General features: G+C 67.3%; 19 protein-coding genes. 18 read left to right on the forward strand and 1 reads right to left on the reverse strand.

Annotated elements, in window-relative coordinates; all coding sequences use genetic code 11:
• Nucleotides 1–44: 44 nt before the first annotated feature.
• The 18 genes from coq7 to lpxC all read left to right on the forward strand — a co-directional run bounded on the left by coq7 (nucleotide 45) and on the right by lpxC (nucleotide 20,242).
• Nucleotides 45–671 (forward strand): 2-polyprenyl-3-methyl-6-methoxy-1,4-benzoquinone monooxygenase, encoded by a 627-nt coding sequence (gene coq7 / locus NP80_RS15325; protein WP_006407647.1) that lies wholly within the window; start codon nucleotides 45–47, stop codon nucleotides 669–671.
• Between the two features lie 385 nt (nucleotides 672–1,056).
• Nucleotides 1,057–1,485: a division/cell wall cluster transcriptional repressor MraZ gene (mraZ, locus tag NP80_RS15330; protein WP_006400450.1), complete on the forward strand. Its 429-nt coding sequence runs from the start codon at nucleotides 1,057–1,059 to the stop codon at nucleotides 1,483–1,485.
• Nucleotides 1,486–1,508: 23 nt separating this feature from the next.
• Nucleotides 1,509–2,450, forward strand: a complete 942-nt coding sequence (gene rsmH, locus NP80_RS15335) for a 16S rRNA (cytosine(1402)-N(4))-methyltransferase RsmH (protein WP_006407646.1) — start codon at nucleotides 1,509–1,511, stop codon at nucleotides 2,448–2,450.
• Nucleotides 2,447–2,788, forward strand: coding sequence for a cell division protein FtsL (gene ftsL, locus NP80_RS15340; protein WP_006407645.1), 342 nt, complete (start codon nucleotides 2,447–2,449; stop codon nucleotides 2,786–2,788). The genes rsmH and ftsL overlap by 4 nt, the downstream gene beginning before the upstream one ends.
• Nucleotides 2,785–4,635, forward strand: coding sequence for a peptidoglycan D,D-transpeptidase FtsI family protein (locus NP80_RS15345; RefSeq protein WP_006407644.1), 1,851 nt, complete (start codon nucleotides 2,785–2,787; stop codon nucleotides 4,633–4,635). Before ftsL ends, NP80_RS15345 begins: the two co-directional genes overlap by 4 nt.
• Nucleotides 4,632–6,173, forward strand: a complete 1,542-nt coding sequence (locus tag NP80_RS15350) for a UDP-N-acetylmuramoyl-L-alanyl-D-glutamate--2,6-diaminopimelate ligase (RefSeq protein WP_006412210.1) — start codon at nucleotides 4,632–4,634, stop codon at nucleotides 6,171–6,173. Before NP80_RS15345 ends, NP80_RS15350 begins: the two co-directional genes overlap by 4 nt.
• The gene (locus NP80_RS15355) at nucleotides 6,170–7,576 is read left to right on the forward strand and encodes a UDP-N-acetylmuramoyl-tripeptide--D-alanyl-D-alanine ligase (RefSeq protein WP_045593890.1); all 1,407 of its coding nucleotides are present in this window, start codon (nucleotides 6,170–6,172) and stop codon (nucleotides 7,574–7,576) included. The genes NP80_RS15350 and NP80_RS15355 overlap by 4 nt, the downstream gene beginning before the upstream one ends.
• Nucleotides 7,577–7,592: 16 nt before the next feature.
• Nucleotides 7,593–8,762, forward strand: coding sequence for a phospho-N-acetylmuramoyl-pentapeptide-transferase (gene mraY, locus NP80_RS15360; protein WP_006400444.1), 1,170 nt, complete (start codon nucleotides 7,593–7,595; stop codon nucleotides 8,760–8,762).
• 28 nt (nucleotides 8,763–8,790) lie between these two features.
• Nucleotides 8,791–10,302 (forward strand): UDP-N-acetylmuramoyl-L-alanine--D-glutamate ligase, encoded by a 1,512-nt coding sequence (gene murD / locus NP80_RS15365; RefSeq protein ID WP_035945977.1) that lies wholly within the window; start codon nucleotides 8,791–8,793, stop codon nucleotides 10,300–10,302.
• A complete protein-coding gene (gene ftsW / locus NP80_RS15370) occupies nucleotides 10,299–11,582 on the forward strand; it encodes a putative lipid II flippase FtsW (RefSeq protein ID WP_006400442.1) in 1,284 nt (427 codons plus the stop codon). Before murD ends, ftsW begins: the two co-directional genes overlap by 4 nt.
• Nucleotides 11,579–12,682 (forward strand): undecaprenyldiphospho-muramoylpentapeptide beta-N-acetylglucosaminyltransferase, encoded by a 1,104-nt coding sequence (gene murG, locus NP80_RS15375; protein ID WP_006407640.1) that lies wholly within the window; start codon nucleotides 11,579–11,581, stop codon nucleotides 12,680–12,682. The genes ftsW and murG overlap by 4 nt, the downstream gene beginning before the upstream one ends.
• Nucleotides 12,679–14,076 (forward strand): UDP-N-acetylmuramate--L-alanine ligase, encoded by a 1,398-nt coding sequence (gene murC, locus NP80_RS15380; protein WP_006407639.1) that lies wholly within the window; start codon nucleotides 12,679–12,681, stop codon nucleotides 14,074–14,076. The genes murG and murC overlap by 4 nt, the downstream gene beginning before the upstream one ends.
• Nucleotide 14,077: 1 nt before the next feature.
• Nucleotides 14,078–15,019 carry a D-alanine--D-alanine ligase gene (locus tag NP80_RS15385; RefSeq protein WP_006400439.1) on the forward strand — a complete coding sequence of 314 codons (942 nt, stop codon included), beginning with the start codon at nucleotides 14,078–14,080 and terminating at the stop codon, nucleotides 15,017–15,019.
• Nucleotides 15,020–15,037: 18 nt separating this feature from the next.
• A complete protein-coding gene (locus NP80_RS15390) occupies nucleotides 15,038–15,790 on the forward strand; it encodes a cell division protein FtsQ/DivIB (RefSeq protein WP_006400438.1) in 753 nt (250 codons plus the stop codon).
• A gap of 26 nt (nucleotides 15,791–15,816) precedes the next feature.
• Nucleotides 15,817–17,049: a cell division protein FtsA gene (ftsA, locus tag NP80_RS15395; protein WP_006400437.1), complete on the forward strand. Its 1,233-nt coding sequence runs from the start codon at nucleotides 15,817–15,819 to the stop codon at nucleotides 17,047–17,049.
• Between the two features lie 144 nt (nucleotides 17,050–17,193).
• Nucleotides 17,194–18,390 (forward strand): cell division protein FtsZ, encoded by a 1,197-nt coding sequence (ftsZ, locus tag NP80_RS15400; RefSeq protein ID WP_006400436.1) that lies wholly within the window; start codon nucleotides 17,194–17,196, stop codon nucleotides 18,388–18,390.
• A 187-nt stretch (nucleotides 18,391–18,577) separates the two neighbouring features.
• The gene (locus tag NP80_RS15405; RefSeq protein WP_006407636.1) at nucleotides 18,578–19,084 is read left to right on the forward strand and encodes a peroxiredoxin; all 507 of its coding nucleotides are present in this window, start codon (nucleotides 18,578–18,580) and stop codon (nucleotides 19,082–19,084) included.
• Between the two features lie 240 nt (nucleotides 19,085–19,324).
• Nucleotides 19,325–20,242: a UDP-3-O-acyl-N-acetylglucosamine deacetylase gene (gene lpxC / locus NP80_RS15410; protein ID WP_012214184.1), complete on the forward strand. Its 918-nt coding sequence runs from the start codon at nucleotides 19,325–19,327 to the stop codon at nucleotides 20,240–20,242.
• A 76-nt stretch (nucleotides 20,243–20,318) separates the two neighbouring features.
• On the opposite strand, the gene NP80_RS15415 is transcribed toward lpxC, so the two are convergent.
• Nucleotides 20,319–20,801, reverse strand: a complete 483-nt coding sequence (locus NP80_RS15415; protein ID WP_006400433.1) for a DciA family protein — start codon at nucleotides 20,799–20,801, stop codon at nucleotides 20,319–20,321.
• Between the last annotated feature and the right edge of the window lie 192 nt (nucleotides 20,802–20,993).

Genomic DNA, 20,993 nt, shown 5'->3' on the forward strand with positions numbered 1-20,993 from the left:
CCTTCGCCATTCGCGGCGGCGGCACATGCAGCCAGGAGAACAGGATGGTGTTGGATGAACTGATCAGCGAATTCGACCGCGGGCTGCGGTCGCTTACGGGTATCAGCCGGATGAGCCGCCCGGTGCCCGCGCCGGCCGAGGCGCCGGCCGCCGAGCTCACACCGGCCGAGCGCACGCACGCGGCCGGGCTGATGCGCGTGAATCACGTCGGCGAAGTCTGCGCGCAGGCGCTCTATCAGGCGCAGAAGCTCACGGCACGTTCGCCGTCCGCCAAGGCGATGTTCGAGGACGCCGCGCGCGAGGAGGAAGATCACCTCGCGTGGACGGCCCATCGCCTCAAGGAGCTCGATTCGCGTCCGAGCGTGCTGAATCCGCTGTGGTACGCGGGCGCACTCGCGATCGGCGTCGCGGCCGGCACGCTCGGCGACAAGGTGAGCCTGGGGTTCATGGCCGAGACGGAGCGCCAGGTCGAGAGTCATCTCGACGGCCACCTGTCGGACCTGCCGGCCGGCGATACGGCGTCGCGCGCGATCGTCGAGCAAATGCGCGTCGACGAAGCGAAGCACGGCAAGGCGGCCACGGATGCCGGCGGCATCGAGTTGCCGCTGCCCGCGCGAATGCTGATGCGCGCCGCGTCGAAAATCATGACGCGCACGGCGTACTACCTGTAAGATGCGCGCCGGCGGCGGACGACGTGCCGCGCCGGCCACCCCGTCCAACCCGCCCGTTTCGTCCGCGTTTTCCCGTCCCCGAAAGTCCTGTCCCCGTCCCCGTCTGCCCGGCCCTTCTCACGTATCACCTTCACAAGTTGCACTAGCTCATTCATTTATAACGGTTTTTGGATAAGGGGCTGCATGAGCATGTGCGCGTAAGTCCTTGTTCTAACTAACAAAATTCGTCAAAAAAGCGGGCCGCTCCCTTGACCGTGCCACACCCTTCCTCTAAAGTGGGAGACAGTGTGAGAAAGTGTATTTTTGTGTGATTTGGCGGGCTAATCCGGCTAAATTCTCAGCCTTGAGAGCGGGTGCTTCGGTGCCCTGAACGGGAGAGCGGAACGTGTTCCAAGGGGCGTCGGCGCTGACGCTCGATGCGAAAGGGCGGATGTCGGTGCCGGCTCGCTATCGCGAAGCGCTGCAAGGACAGGCAGAAGGACGGGTGACTGTGACCAAGCACCCGGACGGCTGCCTGTTGCTGTTTCCGCGCCCTGAATGGGAGGTGTTCCGCGCCAAGATCGCCGCGCTGCCGATGGACGCGCACTGGTGGCGGCGGATTTTTCTCGGCAATGCGATGGATGTCGATCTCGACAGCGCGGGCCGGATTCTCGTATCGCCCGAGCTGCGCATGGCAGCGGGGCTGGAAAAGGAAGTCATGTTGTTGGGAATGGGTAGTCACTTCGAGCTGTGGGATTCGCAGACCTACATCGCGAAGGAGCAGGCAGCGATGGCGCAGGGCATGCCCGACGCGCTGAAGAACTTCACGTTCTGATTGCGGTGACGGAGACGCCCGCGATGGGAAACGAATTGCAGCATCGGACGGTGCTGTTGGACGAAGCGGTCGAATCGCTCGTGACGCGTCCGGACGGCATCTACGTCGACGGCACGTTCGGGCGCGGCGGTCACAGCCGCGCGGTGCTCGCGCGGCTCGGGCCGGCCGGGCGGCTGATCGCGTTCGACAAGGATCCGAGAGCGATCGAGACGGCGCAGGCGATGGCCGATGCGCGCTTCTCGATCGTGCATGACAGCTTTGCCTCGATGCGCGGCGCGCTTGCGGCGCGCGGCATCGAGAAGGTGTCGGGTGTATTGCTGGACCTGGGCGTGTCCTCGCCGCAGGTGGACGATCCGGCGCGCGGCTTCAGCTTCCGCGCCGATGGTCCGCTGGACATGCGTATGGATCCGACGCGCGGCGAATCGGCGGCGGAATGGCTCGCGCGGGCTTCGCTGCAGGAACTGACGGAGGTGATACGAGATTATGGGGAAGAACGGTTTGCTTTTCAGATTGCAAAGGCGCTTGTTGCTCGCCGGGCAGAGTCCGACCGTCTCGGGCCTCTCGACAGCACGGGCGAGCTTGCCCAAATCGTGGGTCACGTCGTCAAAACCCGTGAGAAGGGCAAGGATCCGGCAACCCGCACCTTTCAGGCTATACGGATTCACGTCAATCAAGAGCTTGCGGACCTGCAAGTCGTACTAGACGCGGCATTGTCGTTGCTGGAGCAAGGGGGGCGGCTGGTGGTCATCAGCTTTCATTCACTCGAGGACCGGATCGTCAAGCGATTCATGCAGGCGCACGCCAGTGCGCCTGCGGTCGATCGTCGCCTGCCGATCCGTGCCGTCGACCTCCCGAGCCCGCCGCTCAAGATCATCGGCCGCCAGTTTCCGAGTGAAGCGGAAGTGGTCGCCAACCCGCGAGCCCGTTCGGCCGTGATGCGCATTGCGGAGCGCGTCACGCCATGAGCCGCTTCAACATCTTCCTGTTGATCATCGTGATGGGCTGTGCGCTGTCCGTCGTCAACTCGACGAACCAGCAGCGGCAGATCTTCATCCAGTTGCAGCGCGCGCAATCGCAGGAGCGTCAGCTCCAGCAGGATTACGCGCAGCTTCAATATCAGCAGAGCGCGCTGTCGAAAACGTCGCGCATCGAGCAGCTCGCGAACGACTCGCTGAAGATGCAGCCGATCACGACCGGCCGCACGCAGTACCTGACGCTGCCGCCGGGCGCCGCGAAGGCCGTCGACGCGCCGATCCCCGCATCGGCCGACTCGGCCGGCAAGGGCAAGGGAGGCGCGCGATGAAGAAGCCTCCGCAGAAGCGCCACGACGTGAAGTTCTCGTCGAGCCCCGTGCTGTCCGTGCATCTGCCGATGTGGCGCTCGAAGCTCGTCGTGTTCATGCTGTTCATGGCGTTCGTCGCGCTCGCGGCCCGCGCCTTCTGGATCCAGGGGCCGGGCAACGCGTTCTATCAGAAGCAGGGCGAAAGCCGGTATCAGCGCACGATCGAACTGCCGGCCACGCGCGGCAAGATCCTCGACCGCAACGGGCTCGTGCTCGCGACGAGCCTGCCCGTGCGCGCGATCTGGGCGATTCCGGACGCGGTGCCCGACGATCTCGGCGCCGACAAGATCAACCAGCTCGGCAAGCTGCTCGGCATGACGCCGAAGGAGCTGCGCGTCAAGCTGTCGGAAGACAAAGGCTTCGTCTACGTGAAGCGCCAGGTGCCGATCGACATCGCGGACAAGGTCGCCGCGCTCGACATTCCCGGCATCTATCAGCGCAACGAATACAAGCGCTTCTATCCGGAAGGCGAGATCACCGCGCACCTGATCGGCTTCACGAACGTCGAGGACGAAGGGCAGGAGGGCGTCGAGCTCGGCGACCAGAAGCTGCTGTCGGGCACGTCCGGCATGCGCCGCGTGATCAAGGACCGCCTCGGCCACATCGTCGAGGACGTCGCCGAGCAGATTCCGCCGCACAACGGCACGGACGTCGATCTGTCGATCGACAGCAAGATCCAGTACATCGCGTATGCGAACCTGAAAGCCGCCGTCGAGAAGTTCAAGGCGAAGGCCGGCGCGGCGATGGTCGTCGACGTGCGTACCGGCGAAGTGCTCGCGCTCGTCAACTATCCGACGTACAACCCGAACGACCGCTCGCGGCTGACCGGCGAGCAGCTGCGCAACCGGATCCTGACCGACGTGTTCGAGCCGGGCTCGATCATGAAGCCCTTTACGGTGTCGCTCGCGCTCGACCTGCACCGCGTGACGCCGAATACGCTCGTCGAAACGGGCAACGGGCATTTCGTGCTCGACGGCGCGCCGATCACCGACGATGCCGGTTTCGGCACGCTGACGGTCGGCGGCGTGATCCAGAAGTCGAGCAACATCGGCGCGACGAAGATCGCGATGACGATGCGGCCCGAGGAAATGTGGAACATGTATACGAGCATCGGCCTCGGCCAGGCGCCGAAGGTCGGCTTCCCGGGCGCGGCCGCGGGCCGGCTGCGTCCGTGGAAGAGCTGGCGCCGCATCGAGCAGGCGACGATGTCGTACGGCTACGGGCTGTCCGCCTCGCTGTTCCAGCTCGCGCGCGCCTACACGGCGATCGCGCACGACGGCGAACTGATGCCCGTGACCATTTTCAAGACCGACCCCAAGCAGCCGATCGCCGGTACGCAGGTGTTTACACCGACCACCGCGCGCGAAGTGCGGGCGATGCTCGAGACCGTGGTCGCGCCGGGCGGCACGTCGCCCGATGCGGCGGTGCCCGGCTATCGCGTCGGCGGCAAGAGCGGTACCGCGTACAAGCATGAAGGCCATGGATATACGCGCAAGTACCGCGCGTCGTTCGTCGGGATGGCGCCGATGCCGAATCCGCGGATCGTCGTCGCGGTGTCGGTCGACGAGCCGACCGCCGGCAGCCACTTCGGCGGACAGGTGTCCGGCCCCGTCTTCTCGGCGATCGCGGGCGATACGCTGCGCGCGCTGAACGTGCCGCCGAACATGCCGATCAAGCAGCTCGTCGTGTCGGACGATTCGCCCGCTACGGCGCCTTCGACCGGTGCGCAAAAGCTGGCCGCGGGCGGCAAGGCGAAGCATATGATCGTATCCAGCACCACACGCAATTCACCAGGAGTCGTTCGATGAGCGCCGCTCGCAGTTCCCATCCGGCGCATCAGCAAATCGCAGCCGCGCTTGCGTGGCTGCGTCAGCATGTAGCCCCCGCCGCGCAATTGCATGCGGACACGCGCAGCCTTCGGGCCGGCGACGTGTTCGTCGCCTATGCGGTCGACGGGGCAGACAATCGCGCATTCATTGCCGACGCGCTCGCGCGCGGCGCGGCCGCCGTGCTGTACCAGCCGGAGGGACTCGCCGCCACGCCGAACGCGCCCGTCGCGCTCGCGGTGCCGGCGCTCGACCAGCTCGCCGGCGAGATCGCGAGCGGCTGGTACGGCGATCCGAGCGACGGCCTGCTCGCGATCGGCGTGACGGGCACGAACGGCAAGACCACCTGCACGCAGTGGATCGCCGCCGCGCTGACGGCGCTGCACCAGCCGTGCGCCATCATCGGCACGCTGGGCAGCGGAATGCCGGGCCATCTCGTGCCGACCGGCTTCACGACGCCCGATGCGCCGCAGCTGCAGCGCAGCCTCGCGCAGCTGCGCGATGGCGGCGCGCAGGCGGTCGCGATGGAAGTGTCGTCGCACGCGCTGCATCAGGGGCGCGTGAACGGCACGGCGTTCGACATCGCCGTCTTCACGAATCTGACGCAGGATCACCTCGACTATCACCGCACATTCGAAGCGTACGAAGCGGCGAAGGCGAAGCTGTTCGCCTGGCGCGGGCTGCGCGCGGCGGTCGTGAACCGCGACGACGCGGCCGGCCGCCGCCTGCTCGAAAAACTCGCGGGCCGCGTGCGCACGATCGCGTACGGGATCGGCGATACGCAGCAGGCGCTCGACGCCGATCGCGAACTGGTCGCGCTCGACGTGCGGGCGACCGCGACGGGCACGGCATTCCGTCTGCGTTCGTCGTGGGGCGACGCGGACGTCGAGGTCGGCACGCTCGGCACGTTCAATGTCAGCAACCTGCTCGCCGTGCTCGGCGCGCTGCTCGCGGCCGACGTGCCGTTCGACGCGGCGCTTGCCGAGATCGCGCGGCTCGAGCCCGTCAACGGCCGGATGCAGCGTCTCGGCGGACGGCTGCAGAACGACGAGCCGCTCGTCGTGATCGATTACGCACATACGCCCGATGCGCTCGAGAAGACGCTCGACGCGCTGCGCCCGATCGCCGTCGCGCGCGGCGGGCGGCTCGTCTGCATGTTCGGCTGCGGCGGCGATCGCGATGCGACCAAGCGCCCGCTGATGGGCGCGATCGCCGAGCGGCTCGCCGACGACGTCGTCGTCACGAGCGACAACCCGCGCAGCGAGGATCCGCAAGCGATCATCGACCAGATCGTCGCCGGCATGACGGCGCCCGATCGCGCGCGCCGCATCGAGGATCGCGCGAGCGCGATCCTGCAGGCCGTGCGCGGCGCGGCGCGCGAGGACGTCGTCGTGCTCGCCGGCAAGGGACACGAGGCAACGCAGGAAATCATGGGCAAGAAGCGCGCATTCTCCGACCAGGACCACGCGCGGCTCGCGCTCGCGGCGCGCGCGACGCACGGCAAGGGAGGCGGCGAATGACGATGCTGAGTCTCGACGAAGCCGCGCGCCTGATTCCCGGCGCGACGGTTCATGGCGATGCGCACGTGACGTTCGAGCGCGTGTCGACCGACAGCCGCACCGTCGGTGCGGGCGACCTGTTCGTCGCGCTGAAAGGCGAGCGCTTCGACGCGCACGACTTTCTCGCGGACGTCGCCGCGCGCGGCGCCGCGGCTGCGCTGGTCGCGCAGGCGCCGGCGGGCGTCGCGCTGCCGATGATCGTCGGCGGCGAAACGCGCGCGGCGCTCGGCGCGCTCGCGCACGGCTGGCGCAAACGATTCGCGCTGCCGGTCGTCGCGGTGACGGGCAGCAACGGCAAGACGACCGTGAAGGAAATGATCGCGTCGATCTTTGCCGCGGCGGTCGGCGCCCACGCACGGCTCGCGACGGCCGGCAATCTGAACAACGACGTCGGCCTGCCGCTGACGCTGCTGCGCCTGACGGCCGCGCACCGCCTCGCGGTGATCGAGCTCGGAATGAATCATCCGGGCGAAACGGAGATCCTCGCGCGCCTGACGGCGCCGACGGTCGCGCTCGTGAACAACGCGCAGCGCGAGCACCAGGAGTTCATGGCGACGGTCGAAGCCGTCGCGCTCGAACACGCGGCCGTGATCCATGCGCTGCCGCCCGACGGCGTCGCGGTGTTTCCGGCCGACGATGCGTACGCGAGCATCTGGCGCGTCGCGGCGACCGGCAACCGGATTCTCGATTTCGCGCTGCACGACGACGAACGGCAGACGGCGGCGCAAGTCACCGGCCGGCTGCACGGAGGCGAGCTCGCGATCGATACGCCGTCGGGCACGCTGACCGTGCGGCTGCGCGCGCTCGGCGAGCACAACGCACGCAATGCGCTGGCCGCGACGGCGGCCGCGCTGGCCGGAGGCGTCGCGCTGTCGGCGATCAAGCAGGGCCTCGAATCGTTCGAACCGGTCAAGGGCCGGCTGCAGGTGCGTCGCGCGAGCGCGGGCAGCCTCGCCGGCGCGACGGTCGTCGACGATACGTACAACGCGAACCCCGACTCGATGCGCGCGGCGATCGACGTGCTCGCTGCGCAACCGGCGCCGCGCGTGCTGGTGATCGGCGACATGGGCGAGGTCGGCGACGAAGGGCCGGCGTTTCACCGTGAGGTAGGCGCATACGCGCGCGAGCGCGGCATCGACGCGCTGTTCGCGCTCGGCGACGCATCGCGCGACGCCTGCGCGGCGTACGGCGAAGCGGCGCGCCATTTCGACGAGGTCGGCACGCTCGTCGACGCGCTGCTCGCGGCGGGCTACGGCGCCGACGCGTCGGTGCTCGTGAAGGGCTCGCGGTACATGAAGATGGAGCGCGTGGTCGACGCGCTGACGAACCAACCCGCGGCGGGCACGACGCCCGCCGCCCACTGAGTAGAAGGAAGGAAGCATGCTGCTGGCGCTGGCGCAATGGCTGCAAGGAGACGCAAGCTTTTTGCGCTTGTTCACGTACCTGACGTTCCGTGCCGTGATGGCCACCATCACGGCGCTCGGCATCGGGCTCGTGTGCGGACCGTGGGTGATCCGCAAGCTGACGGAAATGAAGGTCGGGCAGGCCGTGCGCAAGGACGGCCCGCAGACGCACCTCGTCAAATCGGGCACGCCGACGATGGGCGGCGTGCTGATCCTGATCGGCATCGCGGTCGCGACGCTGCTGTGGGGCGATCTGACGAACCGTTTCATCTGGATCGTGATGCTCGTCACGTTCGGCTTCGGCGTGATCGGCTGGGTCGACGACTACCGCAAGGTCGTCTACAAGGATCCGCGCGGGATGTCGTCGCGCGAGAAGTATTTCTGGCAGTCGGTGATCGGCCTGTTCGCGGCCGTTTATCTCGCGTTCAGCGTGTCGGAGGCGAACAACGTGCGCGTCTTCGACCTGTTCATGGCGTGGGTGCGCAGCGGGCTGTCGATGGGGCTGCCGGCGCGGGCCGACCTGATGCTGCCGTTCCTGAAGTCGATCAGCTATCCGCTCGGCGTGTGGGGCTTCATCGCGCTGACCTATTTCGTGATCGTCGGCGCGAGCAACGCGGTGAACCTCACCGACGGCCTTGACGGTCTCGTGATCATGCCGGTCGTGCTGGTCGGCGCGTCGCTCGGCGTGTTCGCGTACGTGATGGGCAGCGCCGTCTATTCGAAATATCTGCTGTTCCCGCACATTCCGGGCGCCGGCGAGCTGCTGATCTTCTGCTCGGCGATGGGCGGGGCAGGGCTCGCGTTCCTCTGGTACAACACGCACCCCGCGCAGGTGTTCATGGGCGACGTCGGCGCACTCGCGCTCGGCGGCGCGCTCGGCACGGTCGCGGTGATCGTGCGCCAGGAAATCGTGCTGTTCATCATGGGCGGCATCTTCGTCGCGGAAACGCTGTCGGTGATGCTGCAGGTCACGTGGTTCAAGTACACGAAGAAGCGTTACGGCGAAGGGCGGCGCATCTTCAAGATGGCGCCGCTGCATCACCATTTCGAATTGTCCGGCTGGAAGGAAACGCAGGTGGTGGTGCGTTTCTGGATCATCACGTTGATGCTGTGCCTGTTCGGTCTGTCCACCCTCAAGTTGCGGTAAAGGAAAGGTAACAAGGATGTCTGGCGAGATGTTTGGAGATCGGCAACGGCCGATGGTGCTCGTGCTGGGGCTCGGCGAATCGGGCCTCGCGATCGCGCGGTGGTGCGCGAGGCACGGGTGCCGGCTGCGCATTGCCGATACCCGCGAGGCGCCGCCGAACCTTGCCGCACTGCGCGCCGAAGGCATCGACGCGGAATTCGTCGGCGGGCCGTTCGGGCCCGCGCTGCTCGACGGCGGCGTCGAGATCGTCGGGTTGAGCCCCGGCCTGTCGCCGCTCGAGCCCGCGCTCGCGACGCTGCTCGCGGCTGCGAACGAGCGCGGCATCGCCGTATGGGGTGAACTCGAATTCTTCGCACAGGCGTTGCGCGCCCTCGGCACGAGCGGCTATCAGCCGAAGGTGCTCGCGATCACCGGCACGAACGGCAAGACGACGACGACGAGCCTCACGGGCCTGCTGTGCCAGCGCGCGGGCAAGAAGGTCGCGGTGGCCGGCAACATCAGCCCGGCGATGCTCGACCGGCTCGCGGCCGCCATCGACGACACGGCGCTGCCCGACGTCTGGGTGCTCGAACTGTCGAGCTTCCAGCTCGAAACCGCGCGCACGTTCGCACCCGATGCGGCCGCGATCCTCAACATCACGCAGGATCATCTCGACTGGCACGGCAGCTTCGACGCGTACGCGGCCGCGAAGGGCCGGATTTTCGGCGCGACGACGACGCGCGTGCTGAACCGCGACGATCCGGTCGTGATGAAGTTCGCACCGGCGGCCGGCGCGGCCGACGCGCCGCGCACGATCACGTTCGGCCTGAACGAGCCGACGCAGGACGGCGATTATGGGCTGTCGCGCGACAACGGCATCGCATGGCTCGTCGAAGCGATCGATCGCGACGCACCGGACGAAACGGCGACGACGACGCGCCGTCGCAAGCGCGACGCGCATACGCCCGACATCGCGCACAAGCGGCTGATGCCGGCCGACGCGCTGCGCATCCGCGGGCTGCACAACGCGGCGAACGCGCTGGCCGCCTTCGCGCTCGCGCGCGCGATCGACCTGTCGGCCGCGCCGCTGCTGCACGCGCTGCGCGAGTACCGCGGCGAAGCGCATCGCGTCGAAGTGATCGCGACGATCGACGACGTCGACTACGTCGACGACAGCAAGGGCACGAACGTCGGCGCGACGGTCGCCGCGCTCGACGGGCTCGCGCAGAAGACCGTGCTGATCGCCGGCGGCGACGGCAAGGGCCAGGATTTCGCGCCGCTCGTCGCGCCGGTCGCGCGCTGGTGCCGTGCAGTGATGCTGATCGGCCGCGATGCGCCGGCGATCCGCGACACGCTCGCGGAAACCGGCGTGCCGCTCGCCGAGCATCCGACGCTCGAAGCAGCCGTGCACGCGGCAGCGGCGCTCGCGGAGCCCGGCGACGCGGTGCTGCTGTCGCCCGCATGCGCGAGCCTCGACATGTTCCGTAACTATGCCCACCGGGCGGACGTGTTCCGTGCGGCGGTCGACGAACTCGCCACCGACAAAGGAGCGACGCCATGAGCTGGTCCGATCGCCTCGTCTCCCGTTTCAACGACCGGCGCGATGCCGGCGGCAATGCCGCGGGCGGCCGCGTCGCGTCGGCCACGCGCGCGGCGACCGGCGGCCTCGCGAGCGTCGTCAACGGCGTGCGCCCGAGCCGCTCGCGGATGCTCGATTTCGACTACTCGCTGCTGTGGGTCGCGATCGCGCTGCTCGGGCTCGGCGTCGTGATGGTGTATTCGGCGTCGATCGCGATGCCCGATTCGCCGAAGTACGCGCAGTATCACGACTACGCGTTCCTGATGCGCCACGTCGTCTCGCTCGTCGTCGCGTTCATCGCGGCGGTGATTGCGTTCCGCGTGCCGGTGTCGACGTGGGACAAGTACGCGCCGCACCTTTTCCTGATCGCGCTCGTCGGCCTCGTGATCGTGCTGATTCCGCACGTCGGCAAGGGCGTGAACGGCGCACGACGCTGGATTCCGCTCGGCATCACCAACATGCAGCCGTCGGAAATCATGAAGCTCGCGGTGACGATCTACGCGGCGAACTACACGGTGCGCAAGCAGGAATACATGCAGAGCTTCGCGAAGGGCTTTCTGCCGATGGCGTTCGCAGTCGGCCTCGTCGGTGCGCTGCTGCTGCTCGAGCCGGACATGGGCGCGTTCATGGTGGTCGCGGCGATCGCGATGGGCGTGCTGTTCCTCGGCGGCGTGAACGGCAAGCTGTTCGGCGGCCTCGTCGCGACCGCGATCGGCACGTTCACGATGCTCGTGTGGCTGTCGCCGTGGCGGCGCGAGCGGATCTTCGCGTATCTCGATCCGTGGGACGAGCGCTACGCGCAGGGCAAGGCGTACCAGCTCACGCACTCGCTGATCGCATTCGGCCGCGGCGAGTGGTTCGGCGTCGGTCTCGGCGGCAGCGTCGAGAAGCTGAACTACCTGCCGGAAGCGCATACCGACTTCATCCTCGCGGTGATCGGCGAGGAGCTCGGTTTCGTCGGCGTGCTGGTCGTGATCCTGCTGTTCTACTGGATCGTGCGCCGCGCGTTCGAGATCGGCCGTCAGGCGCTCGCGCTCGATCGCACGTTCGCGGGGCTGATGGCGAAGGGCATCGGCATCTGGTTCGGCGCGCAGGCGTTCATCAACATGGGCGTGAACCTCGGGCTGCTGCCGACGAAGGGCCTGACACTGCCGCTCGTCAGCTACGGTGGCTCGGGCATTTTGCTGAACTGCGTCGCGCTTGCGGTGCTGCTGCGGGTCGATTACGAGAACCGGGTGCTCATGCGCGGAGGGAAGGTATGACCGCGTCGCGACGCACGCTGATGGTGATGGCAGGCGGCACCGGGGGCCACGTGTTCCCGGGGCTCGCGGTCGCGCACCGGATGGAAGCGGCGGGCTGGCGCGTCGTGTGGCTCGGCAATCCGGCCGGGATGGAAGCGACGCTCGTGCCGAAGCACGGGATTCCGATGGAATACGTGCGCTTCGGCGGGCTGCGCGGCAAAGGGCTGAAGACCAAGCTCGCACTGCCGTTCAACCTGCTGCGTGCCTGCGCGCAGAGTCTCGGCGCGCTGCGCCGCGTGCGGCCTGACGTCGTGCTCGGCATGGGCGGCTACATCACGTTCCCGGCCGGCGTGATGACCGCGCTGTCGGGCCGTCCGCTCGTGCTGCACGAGCAGAATTCGATCGCGGGCCTCGCGAACAAGGTGCTCGCGAAGTTCGCGAAGCGCGTGCTGGTCGCGTTTCCCGGCGCGCTGCCGCACGCCGAATGGACCGGCAATCCGATTCGCGCGGAACTTGCGCGCACGGAACCGCCCAAAGCACGCTATGCGGCGCGCAGCGGCCCGCTCAACGTGCTGGTCGTCGGCGGCAGCCTGGGCGCCGCCGCGCTGAACGAAGTCGTGCCGCGTGCGCTGGCGCTGCTCGCGCCCGGCGAGCGTCCGCGCGTCGTGCATCAGGCGGGCGCCAAGCACATCGACGCGCTGAAGGCGAATTACGAAGCCGCCGGCTTCGCGGCGGGCGACGACGTGCGGCTCGTGCCGTTCATCGACGACATGGCGGCCGCCTATGCGGCGGCCGATCTCGTGATCTGCCGCTCCGGCGCGATGACGGTGTCGGAAATCGCGGCGGTGGGCGTCGCGGCGCTGTTCGTGCCGTTCCCGTACGCGGTCGACGATCACCAGACGACCAATGCCGCGTTCCTCGCCGATGCGGGTGCCGCGGTGCTGGTGCAACAACGCGACCTGTCGGCGGAACTGCTCGCCGACTGGCTGCGCGGCCAGTCGCGGGCGTCGCTCGCGGCGATGGCGGAGCGTTCGCGCTCGCTGGCAAAGCCCGAGGCTACCGACGAAGTCGCGCGCGTGTGCGCGACGGTAGCCGGCGCGAACCTGGAATCATTGCAATGAAACACATCGTCAAACACATTCATTTCGTCGGGATCGGCGGCGCGGGCATGAGCGGCATCGCGGAAGTGCTCGTCAATCTCGGCTATCAGGTCAGCGGCTCGGATCTCGCGCGCAACGCGGTGACCGATCGCCTGGCTGCGCTCGGTGCGCGGATCGCGATCGGCCATGACGCGGCGAACATCGAAGGCGCGAACGCGGTCGTCGTGTCGACGGCCGTGCGCTCGGACAACCCGGAAGTGCTGGCCGCGCGCGCGCAGCGCGTGCCCATCGTGCAGCGCGCGGTGATGCTCGCGGAACTGATGCGCCTGAAGCAGGGGATCGCGATCGCCGGCACGCACGGCAAGACCACGACGACGAGCCTCGTCGCGAGCGTGCTCGCCGCGGGCGGCCTCGACCCGACGTTCGTGATCGGCGGCCGGCTGATCAGCGCCGGCGCGAACGCGCGGCTCGGCACCGGCGACTTCATCGTCGCCGAGGCCGACGAATCCGACGCGTCGTTCCTGAACCTGTATCCGGTGATCGAAGTGATCACGAACATCGACGCCGATCACATGGATACGTACGGCCACGATTTCGCGCGGCTCAAGCAGGCGTTCATCGAATTCACGCAGCGCCTGCCGTTCTACGGCAGCGCGGTCGTGTGCGTCGACGATCCGAACGTGCGGCAGATCATCCCGTTCATTTCGAAGCCGGTCGTGCGCTACGGCCTGTCGCCCGACGCGCAGGTGCGCGCGGAGGACATCGACGCGCGCGACGGTCGCATGCATTTCACGGTGATCCGCGAAGGACGCACGCCGCTCGCGGTCGTGCTGAACCTGCCGGGCCTGCACAACGTGCAGAACGCGCTCGCGGCGATCGCGATCGCGACCGATCTCGGCGTGTCGGACGACGCGATCCAGCAGGCGCTGGCCGAATTCAACGGCGTCGGCCGGCGCTTCCAGCGCTACGGCGACGTGCCGACCGCCGACGGCGGCCGCTACACGCTGATCGACGACTACGGTCATCACCCGGTCGAGATGGCCGCGACGATCGCGGCCGCACGCGGTGCGTTCCCCGGCCGCCGGCTCGTGCTCGCGTTCCAGCCGCACCGCTATACGCGCACGCGCGACTGCTTCGACGATTTCGTCAACGTGCTGTCGACGGTCGACGCGCTGGTGCTGACCGAAGTGTATGCGGCCGGCGAGGCGGCGATCGCGACGGCCAACGGCGACGCGCTGTCGCGCGCGCTGCGCGCGGCGGGGAAGGTGGAACCGGTGTTCGTCGAGACGGTCGACGCGTTGCCGGAGGCACTGGCGAAGGTCGCGCAGGACGGCGACGTAGTAATCACGATGGGCGCGGGTTCGATCGGCGGCGTGCCGGCGAAGATCGTGCAGAACACGCAACAGAAGGGATGACATGAGCGGGATCGATCCGAAACGTTTCGGCAAGGTGGCGGTGTTGTTCGGCGGCGAATCCGCCGAGCGCGAGGTGTCGCTCACCTCGGGCCGCCTCGTGCTGCAGGGGCTGCGCGACGCAGGCGTCGACGCCCATCCGTTCGACCCGGCCGAGCGGCCGCTGTCGGCGCTGAAGGACGAAGGCTTCGTGCGCGCGTTCAACGCGCTGCACGGCGGCTACGGCGAGAACGGCCAGATCCAGGGCGCGCTCGATTTCTACGGCATTCGCTACACGGGCAGCGGCGTGCTCGGCTCGGCGCTCGGGCTCGACAAGTTCCGCACGAAGCTCGTGTGGCAGCAGACGGGCGTGCCGACGCCGCCGTTCGAGACGGTGATGCGCGACGACGACTACGCCGCGCGCGCGACCGAGATCGTCGCGAAGCTCGGCCTGCCGCTGTTCGTGAAGCCGGCGAGCGAAGGCTCGAGCGTCGCGGTGCTGAAGGTGAAAACGGCCGACGCGCTGCCGGCCGCGCTCGCGGAAGCCGCGACGCACGACAAGATCGTGATCGTCGAGAAGAGCATCGAAGGCGGAGGTGAATACACGGCGTGCATCGCCGGCGATCTCGATCTGCCGCTGATCAAGATCGTGCCCGCGGGCGAGTTCTACGACTATCACGCGAAGTACGTGGCCGACGACACGCAATACCTGATCCCGTGCGGGCTGCCGGCCGACCAGGAAGCGCAGCTGAAGCGCCTCGCGCGCCGCGCGTTCGACGTGCTCGGCTGCACCGACTGGGGCCGGGCGGACTTCATGCTCGACGCGGCCGGCAACGCGTACTTCCTCGAAGTGAACACGGCACCGGGCATGACCGACCACTCGCTGCCGCCGAAGGCCGCGCGCGCAATCGGCATCAGCTATTCGGAACTGGTCGTGAAGGTGCTGTCGCTCACGCTCAACGACTGACGCGGAAACGGAACACGTATGTGGAACAACGTTCGCCAACTCAACCTTGCCGCCAGCGCGTTGTACGCGCTGCTGCTGCTCGTGTTGGCGGCGGCCGGCTGCTACTGGCTGATTCAGCGTCCGACGTTCACGCTGCGCGAGATACGGATCGACGGCGACACCGAGCACATCAACACGCCGACGGTGCGTGCGGGGCTCGTCGGCCGGCTGAAGGGCAACTTCTTCACGGTCGATCTCGACACGGCGCGCGCCGCGTTCGAGCAGATGCCGTGGGTGCGGCACGCGAGCGTGCGCCGCGTGTGGCCGAACGCGCTCGCCGTGACGCTGGAAGAGTACAAGCCGCTCGGTACCTGGGGCAGCAGCCAGCTCGTGAGCGTCGACGGCGAGCTGTTCACCGCGAACCAGGGCGAGCTCGATCGGGAACTGCCCGCGTTCGACGGCCCGGAGGGCAGTGCGAAGGAAGTCGTCGCGCGGTATCGCGACTTCGAGAAATGGTTTGCGCCGCTGAAGGCGGCGCCGGAAGAAGTGACGCTGTCGGCGCGCTACGCGTGGACGGTGAAGCTGTCGAACGGGATGCAGGTCGAGCTGGGCAGAGAGCGCAACAACGACACGCTGCATGACCGGAGCCAGCGCCTCGTCGCCGCGTGGCCGGCGGTCACGGAGCGCTGGGGCAACGACATCGAGTACGCGGACCTGCGCTATCCGAACGGATTCGCGATTCGCGCGGCAAGCATGCGGTTCCTGACCGATACCGACAAGCGCAAGAAGTAACGAGAGATCACACGCAAGAGCACTTTATGAGCAAAGACTACAAGGATCTGCTGGTTTCCCTCGACATCGGCACGTCGAAGGTGGTGGCCATCGTCGCCGAGCTGAAGGGCGAAGGCCATTACGAGGTGATCGGTCTGGGCCAGAGCGAATCGAAGGGTCTGAAAAAAGGTGTGGTGGTCAACATCGAGGCCACCGTGCAATCGATCCAGCGCGCGCTCGAGGAAGCCGAGCTGATGGCCGACTGCAAGATCACCAACGTGTTCACCGGCATCGCGGGCAGCCATATCCGCAGCTTCAATTCGAGCGGGATGGTCGCGATCAAGGACAAGGAAGTCACGCAGACGGACGTCGCGCGCGTGATCGAGACCGCGAAGGCGATCAACATCCCGACGGACCAGCAGGTGCTGCACATCCTCACGCAGGAATTCATCATCGACGGGCAGGAAGACGTGCGCGAGCCGATCGGGATGAGCGGGATCCGGCTGGAAGTGAAGGTGCACATCGTGACGGGCGCGGTCAGCGCCGCGCAGAACATCGTCAAGTGCGTGCGCCGCTGCGGGCTCGAGGTGAACGACCTGATCCTGCAGCCGCTCGCGTCGTCGCTCGCGGTGCTGACCGAAGACGAGAAGGATCTCGGCGTGGTGCTCGTCGACATCGGCGGCGGCACGACCGACATCGCGATCTTCGCGGAAGGCGCGATCCGTCACACGGCCGTGATTCCGATCGCCGGCGACCAGATCACGAGCGACATCGCGATGGCGCTGCGCACGCCGACGCCCGATGCGGAAGACATCAAGGTCGGCTACGGAATCGCGAAGCAGGCACTCGCCGATCCGGACGAGATGGTCGAAGTGCCGGGGCTCGGCGAGCGCGGTCCGCGCACGCTGTCGCGCCAGGCGCTCGCGGCCGTGATCGAGCCGCGCGTCGAGGAACTGTTCTCGCTCGTGCAGCAGGTCGTGCGCGAATCGGGTTACGAAGAACTGCTGAGCTCCGGCGTGGTCATTACCGGCGGCGCGGCGATGATGCCGGGCATGGTCGAGCTCGGCGAGGACATTTTCCTGAAGCCGGTGCGCATCGGTGCGCCCGAGTACGCGGGCGGTCTTGCCGACGTCGTGCGCAATCCGCGCTATTCGACGGCGATGGGGCTGCTCGTCGAAGGCAGCGCGCAGCGCATGCGCGGCCGCAAGGTTGCGGTGCAGTCCGGCAACGCGGGGCAGATCTTCTCGCGGATGAAGGAGTGGTTCCTGAGCAATTTTTAAGCGCCGCGCGGCACGGCAAACCGAGCGTGCGGAGAACCGAATCGAAATTCGCGCTGGTGCCGGCGGCTGGCGCGCGACAGGGGGTTGCCCGATCTCCTGCCGAATAACGGCCGAGTAGCGGTAATTTTCTTGACGGAGGCAACAATGGAATTCGAAATGCTGGAAACCGAAACCAACGGCACCATCATCAAGGTGGTCGGCGTTGGCGGCGCTGGCGGCAATGCCGTGCAGCACATGATCAACCGCGGCGTGCAGGGCGTTGACTTCATCGTGATGAACACGGATGCGCAGGCGCTGTCGCGTTCGCGTGCACCGTCGGTGATCCAGCTCGGCAATACCGGCCTTGGCGCCGGTGCGAAGCCGGAAATGGGCCGTGCAGCGGCCGAGGAAGCGCGTGAGCGCATCGCGGACGCACTGCGCGGCGCACACATGGTGTTCATCACGGCCGGCATGGGCGGTGGCACCGGCACGGGCGCGGCACCGGTCGTCGCGCAGATCGCGAAGGAGATGGGCATTCTGACCGTCGGCGTGGTCAGCAAGCCGTTCGAGTTCGAAGGCGGCAAGCGCATGCGCGTCGCGGAAGCCGGTTCGCAGCAGCTCGAGGATCACGTCGATTCGCTGATCGTCGTGCTCAACGACAAGCTGTTCGACGTGATGGGCGACGACGCCGAGATGGACAAGTGCTTCCAGTGCGCGGACGACGTGCTGAACAACGCAGTGGCCGGCATCGCGGAAATCATCAACGTCGACGGTCTCGTGAACGTCGACTTCGAAGACGTGAAGACGGTGATGGGCGAGCAGGGCAAGGCGATGATGGGCACGGCGACGGTCGCCGGCGTCGATCGCGCGCGCCTCGCGGCGGAACAGGCCGTGGCGAGCCCGCTGCTCGAAGGCGTCGATCTGTCGGGCGCGCGCGGCGTGCTGGTCAACATCACGTCGAGCCGTTCGCTGCGTCTGTCGGAAACGCGCGAAGTGATGAACACGATCAAGAGCTACGCGGCGGAAGACGCGACGGTGATCTTCGGTGCGGTGTACGACGACGCGATGGGCGATGCGCTGCGCGTGACGGTCGTGGCGACGGGTCTGGGCCGTGCGGCGAAGAAGCAGCAGTCGGCACCGATGACGCTGCTGCGCACCGGTACCGACAACCAGCCGGTCAACGCGGTCTCGCACGGCTACGCACAGCCGCACCACGTCAGCACGGCAGACTACGGCGCGCTCGACACGCCGGCGGTGTGGCGCAACTCGCGCGAAACCGCGGCATCGCACGTGCAGGCGCTGCAGGAGAAGGGTGTCGACACGTACGACATTCCGGCTTTCCTGCGCAAGCAGGCCGACTGACGCATACACAGGCGAAGCCGCGGCGGTGTCGCCGCGGTAACGCCGGCGTGATGGATGCCACGAACCGCAACAGGCCGCGTCGAGACGACGCCGGGCCGGGAGACGTGCCCTCTTCGCTTGCGCGAAGCGGGATGGGTCGTGCTGTCCGCAACATGCCGAAAAACCGTATCGCTATGAGGGACCAGCCATGATTCAAGTGGGCGACGCGCTGCCCGACGCGCAACTGTTCGAATTCGTCGACGACGCGCGCGAGGGCTGCACGCTGGGGCCGAACGCCTTCAGCGTGCGCGAACAGGTCGCGGGCAAGCGTGTGGTGATCTTCGGATTGCCGGGCGCTTTCACGCCGACCTGCTCGGCGCAGCATGTGCCGGGCTATGTCGAGCACGCGGAGCGCTTGCGCGCGGCGGGCATCGACGAGATCTGGTGCGTGTCCGTCAACGACGCATTCGTGATGGGCGCATGGGGACGTGATCTGCACACCGCGGGCAAGGTGCGCATGATGGCGGACGGCAGCGCGGCTTTCACTCATGCGCTGGGGCTGACGCAGGATTTGTCCGCGCGTGGCATGGGAATCCGTTCCCTGCGCTACGCGATGGTGGTCGACGACGGTGTGGTCAAGACGCTGGCCGTCGAAGCGCCGGGCAAATTCGAAGTGAGCGATGCGGCGAGCGTGCTCGCGACGTTGACGTCCTGATCGTGCGGTGCGCCGTTGCTTGCCGGCAACGCCGCTTACCGCGCTCGGGGCAGTTGTAACACGGGCCGATGACCGGAAACGCCTCCGTTCCGGGCATCGGCCCGTCCCGTATCGGCGCGGGTAAACAGTCGAAACAGATTGATACGCAGTTTCAAACGGCGTTGAATAGGGAATTACGCTATAATCACGCCTATCGAAGATAACTCCTGATTGGAATCTTCAATCAAGACAAAGAACATCATGCTGAAGCAGCGCACCATCAAATCGATCGTGAAGACCGTCGGTATCGGTCTCCACTCGGGCCGCAAGGTCGAACTGACGCTCCGTCCCGCCGCGCCGGGCACGGGGATCGTGTTTTCGCGCGTCGACTTGCCCACGCCCGTCGATATTCCGGCCAGCGCGATGTCGATCGGCGACACGCGGCTCGCATCGGTGCTGCAGAAGGATGGCGCGCGCGTGTCGACGATCGAGCACCTGATGTCCGCGTGCGCGGGGCTCGGCATCGACAACCTGTATGTCGACGTGACGGCCGAGGAAATCCCGATCATGGATGGCAGCGCGGCATCGTTCGTGTTCCTGATCCAGTCGGCCGGCATCGAAGAGCAGAATGCGCCGAAGCGCTTCATCAAGGTCAAGAAGCCGGTCGAAGTGCGCGACGGCGACAAGTTCGCGCGTCTCGATCCGTTCTTCGGCTTCAAGCTGAAATTCACGATCGACTTCCGTCATCCGGCGGTCGACAAGACGGGCCAGGCGCTCGAGGTCGACTTCGCGAACACGTCGTACGTGCGCGAGATCGCGCGCGCGCGCACGTTCGGCTTCGCGCACGAAGTCGAGATGATGCGCGAACTGGGCCTGGCGCGCGGCGGCAGCATGGACAACGCGATCGTGCTCGACGAGTACCGCATCCTGAACAACGACGGCCTGCGCTACGACGACGAATTCGTGAAGCACAAGATGCTCGATGCGATCGGCGATCTGTACGTGGTCGGCCATCCGCTGCTCGCGTCGTACACCGCGTACAAGTCGGGGCACGGGCTGAACAACGCGCTGCTGCGCGAACTGCTCGCACACGAGGACGCTTACGAGATCGTCACGTTCGACGATCCGCAAGCTGCGCCGAGCGGCTTCGCGTTCGATACGCAGACGGCCTTCGCGTAAGCGCGGCAAGTCGAATCTGTAAAAAAAGCGGCCTGCGGGCCGCTTTTTTATTGCGTTTCGCTTGCGCGCCGCGTGCTCAGCGCGGCGTCTTCTTCGCGCCGTGGCGCGCGGCCATCCGCGCGAGCGCGGCCTGCAGCGGCGACGGCGCGAGATGGTCGGCCAGATCGCGCAACGCGGCCGCGCCGGCTGGCGTCATGCGCGCCTGCTTCTGCGGAGCCGGTTCCGGCGCGTCCTTCGGCCGCACGCGCACGCGCAGCGTCGACACGGGCCAGCCGCGCTTTTGCAGATCGGCGAGCAGGCGCGGTTCGACCTGCCGCAAGCGGGCCGCGAGCGCGTTGTGGGCGGCAAAGAGGGTCAGGGTGCCGTCCTTCACGAAGCCCGGTTCGACGTGCGCCGCCAGATAGTCGGGCAGCAACGCGGCGAGGTCGCGCTGCAGCGACGCGACCTGCTCGACGCCGGCGCGCAGTGCGGCGAAGGCATCGGCGCGACCGAGCACTTCGGACACGGGCTGCGGGCGATACGCGGGGAGCGGGCCGAAACGGTTGGAAAAGCGGGTCATCGAGTCATTCTTCGGGCGCGCACGCGCGCGGAGGTTGCCGCCGATTGTACTCGCGCCGGCCCGCGCCCGCGCGGGTTTCGGCGCTCGCGACGCGCATGCGGCGCGCAACCGCGATCCCGCCGAGACACGGGCGCGTGCGCCCTCGCGTGCTAAAATTCGACGTTTGAGTCCACCCATTCGCTAAGCCGCCGG

The organism is Burkholderia multivorans ATCC BAA-247 (genome assembly GCF_000959525.1).
In the GTDB taxonomy this organism is placed as follows: Bacteria; Pseudomonadota; Gammaproteobacteria; order Burkholderiales; family Burkholderiaceae; genus Burkholderia; species Burkholderia multivorans.